At 54.7% G+C, this 3,371-nt stretch carries 4 protein-coding genes; 1 reads left to right on the top strand and 3 read right to left on the bottom strand.

Annotated elements, in window-relative coordinates; all coding sequences use genetic code 11:
• Positions 1–76: 76 nt before the first annotated feature.
• From citE to citC, 3 genes are read right to left on the bottom strand one after another with little or no spacing between them, the layout of a single operon-like run.
• On the bottom strand, positions 77–970 hold the full coding sequence (citE, locus tag ACLQ7H_RS12690) for a citrate (pro-3S)-lyase subunit beta (protein WP_411752975.1): 894 nt from the start codon (positions 968–970) through the stop codon (positions 77–79).
• Between the two features lie 7 nt (positions 971–977).
• Complete coding sequence (citD, locus tag ACLQ7H_RS12685) at positions 978–1,286, bottom strand: citrate lyase acyl carrier protein (protein ID WP_411752974.1); 309 nt, start codon at positions 1,284–1,286, stop codon at positions 978–980.
• Positions 1,286–2,356 (bottom strand): [citrate (pro-3S)-lyase] ligase, encoded by a 1,071-nt coding sequence (gene citC, locus ACLQ7H_RS12680; protein ID WP_411752973.1) that lies wholly within the window; start codon positions 2,354–2,356, stop codon positions 1,286–1,288. Before citC ends, citD begins: the two co-directional genes overlap by 1 nt.
• 323 nt (positions 2,357–2,679) lie before the next feature.
• On the opposite strand from citC, the gene dpiA reads away from it, so the two are divergent.
• On the top strand, positions 2,680–3,366 hold the full coding sequence (gene dpiA / locus ACLQ7H_RS12675) for a two-component response regulator DpiA (protein WP_411752972.1): 687 nt from the start codon (positions 2,680–2,682) through the stop codon (positions 3,364–3,366).
• Positions 3,367–3,371: the final 5 nt, after the last annotated feature.

The raw sequence follows: 3,371 nt of genomic DNA, 5'->3' as shown, positions 1-3,371 counted from the left end.
TTGGCCTTGGAGGCTTCCTGATAAAGCCGCATCTCGGCGTGATTGTTCAAGGTCATCAGGCGTTGTTGGCGTTTCATCATGCTTCCTCGCTGTGGTTCGGTTCTTCACGCACGCCGGAAAGCGCTGCGCGTTGCAGTACCAGACGGGCCCGTTCAATCACCGGGCTATCCACCATCTTGCCGTTCAGCGAAACCACGCCGCGCCCCTCTTTTTCTGCCGCTTCGGCCGCATCGACCACTCGCTGGGCATGAGCCACCTCTTTGGCGGTTGGCGCGTACAGGTTGTGCAGCAGTTCGATCTGGCGTGGGTTAATCAGGGATTTACCGTCAAAGCCCAGTTGTTTGATCAGCGCCGCTTCCTGTAGGAAACCCGCTTCGTTGTTGGCATCGGAATAGACGGTATCGAACGCCTGGATCCCGGCAGCGCGGGCGGCCTGCAACAGTGAGCAGCGGGCAAACAGCAGTTCGATACCCTCCGACGAGCGCTCGGTACGCAGATTGCGCACATAGTCTTCGGCCCCCAGCGCAATCCCGATCAACCTTGGGGAAGCCTGCGCAATCGCCACCGCGTTGGTGATGCCCTGTGCGGATTCGATCGCCGCCAGCAGGCCAGTGCTGCCGACCGGGCGACCACAGGCACGTTCAATGGCGGCGATTTCACGCTCCATATCCACCACGTCCTGCGCGGTGTCGGTTTTTGGCAGACGGACGATATCCGCTCCGCCACGCACCACCGCTTGCAGATCTGCCAGACCATAGGCCGAATCCAGGGCGTTAACGCGCACAATGGTTTCTACTTCCTGATACAGCGGATGTTGCAGCGCGTGATACACCAGGCGACGGGCCGCGTCTTTCTCACGCAGGATCACCGAGTCTTCCAGATCGAACATCAGCGCATCGGCCTGATAGATAAAGGCGTTGCTGACCATGGCGGCATTCGCCCCCGGTACGAATAGCATGCTGCGGCGCATGCGATGTTTATTCAGCGTTTTCACGGCGTTCCTCCCAAGGCAATGCGGCGGTTTCGCTGGCACGCATCAGTGCGGTTTCCAGCCGTGCACGCAGTACACAGTCCAGTGCGCCTTTATCGTCGACAATCACCTGCACCGGCGGCACGTCGTACTGCTGTAAAACCTGTAACAGGGTGTGGCGGATGGCATCGCCAAACTGTTTTTCTACGCTGCTGGCAACCAGCAGATCGTGTTCCGGGCCTTCTGCTGGCGCGATACGGACCATGACATCGCTGGATTCCAGCGTGCCGGCCATTGCTTCTCGGATTATTTTCATCATTCACCTGATTGTGCGGACTCAAATTCTTGCGCTACTGGCTTGGCCCGGCGCTGTGCCTGCAGATCCTGCAGGTAGTAAAGCGTGTCTTTCGGCACCAAAGGCGCGGCGGCGTGGAAGTCTCCTGCGGCCAGCAGCTTGCGCACCCAGGAGGCAGAGATCGCCGTGCCCTGGTACTGCAAGCGCTCAATTTCCACCAGATCGATCGGTGGGCTAGGCAGCGCCGGAGTTTCCAGCCAGTAGCGCATGTCGCGGTTGTATTTCGCCGTTACGGCGCAGAACGGTTCGTTGCCGACAAATCGATGCGTGATGCCCAACGCGGGGGCCAGATACTGGCGGAAGATTTTCAGATCGATTTCGGTGTAACAGTCGTCGGCAACCCCCTGCTCTTTAATGAAGTAGCAAGGGAAAGTGGCGCGGGAGATCACGTATTGTGACCCCTCATGCACCGTCAGATTGGTGATCCCCTCGGTGCCCTTCAGTACCAGATCGCGGCGATCTTCATACGGGAAACGCGAGGTGTTTTCCTTCACCAGGAACAGATGCAGCCAGTCACATTGGGCGGCGGCTTCCCGCACCAGATATTGATGGCCACGGGTAAAGGGGTTGGCATTCATCACGATGCTGCCAATGGTATCGCCCGGCTGGCGTTGGCTGGCCAGTTGCGCAGCGTAACGCTTCAGGCAGCACGGGCTGTTTTCCATCAGCACCACGATGCCCGGCACGCTGGCAATCGGGTAGAAACCACACTGGCGAAACAGCGCCTCATTCTGCACTTTGGTGTAGATAAACAGCTGGGTGTGATGGCGCTCATAGGCCAGATTCACCAGTTCGGTCGCCAATGATAACGCCAAGCCTTCACCACGCATTTGCGGGCTGATGGCCACGCATTTGATAATATTTTCGGCGATACCTCCGCAGGCAACCAATTGCTCGCCCTGGGTCACGGTGATAAAAACCTCGACCGTGGTATCAATATTCAGATCGTTACTACGCAAAAAAGCATTAATTGCCGCTATATTTTTGTGATCCGATCTTTTCACCCGATTAAATACGGTATCGCCCAGCATGTCAGTCTCTCTAAAATAACTTATCAATAACATTTGAAATACAAAGCCCCATTAGAGTTAACATCATTACGTAATAAAAACCTTAAAAACCATAATGTTGAAATGTCATATAACGCTAATGGGGTATTTAATGACGCCATGTTAAACAGAAATAACGCCCTGATTATTGACCTATTTCACACTCTACCCGCAGTAAATAAGTTGTTTAATGGTTTTTATTTACTTAATTATTTTTATAGTTTTTATTAGCGACATAGTGTTTAATTAAATAATCATCTCGATGACATTTAATTAGCAACGTAATTAAGCAACGGGGAATTAACATGGAGTGGCTAAATATTCTGATTGTTGAGGATGAAACGCCGTTGGCAGAAATGCATGCGGAATTTATCAAGCAGAATGGCGGGTGCCGGCAGATTTGGCTGGCGGGCACCCTGGCACAGGCACGCACGATGACCGAACGTTTCAAACCCGACCTGATCCTGCTGGATAATTTCCTGCCGGACGGCCAGGGCATAGAACTGCTGCGTGAGCTGACGCTGCAAGGCTACGGCGGTGGCATTGTGTTTATCACCGCTGCCAGCGATATGGACACCGTGGCCGAAGCGCTGCGCTATGGCGTGTTCGATTACCTGATCAAGCCCCTGGCCTATGACCGCCTGGCGCAAACCCTGCTGCGCTTTAGCCAACGGCGCGAAGCGCTAAAAGACACAGCGCGGGTCAACCAACGCCGCATTGATGAAATGTTCAACACCTACGCCCGTGGTGGCGATCAGACCGCGTTACCTACCGGTATTGATGAACTGACACTGATGAAGATCCGCGATTTGTTCGAAGATCCGCAAGTGCGCCATACGGCGGAAAGCGTAGCGCAGCAAATCGGGCTGAGCCGCACCACCGCCCGGCGCTATCTGGAGTTCTTCAGCGCCAACAATCAACTAGTTGCGGAGATTATTTACGGCAAGGTGGGCAGACCCCAGCGGATCTACCGTTCTGCAAGCAATGACTAGCGGCA

The organism is Serratia sp. (in: enterobacteria) (assembly GCF_046715635.1).
In the GTDB taxonomy this organism is placed as follows: domain Bacteria; phylum Pseudomonadota; class Gammaproteobacteria; order Enterobacterales; family Enterobacteriaceae; genus Chania.
The sequence above is the reverse complement of the archived record's forward strand: the minus strand, read 5'-3'. Positions and strand labels throughout refer to the sequence as shown.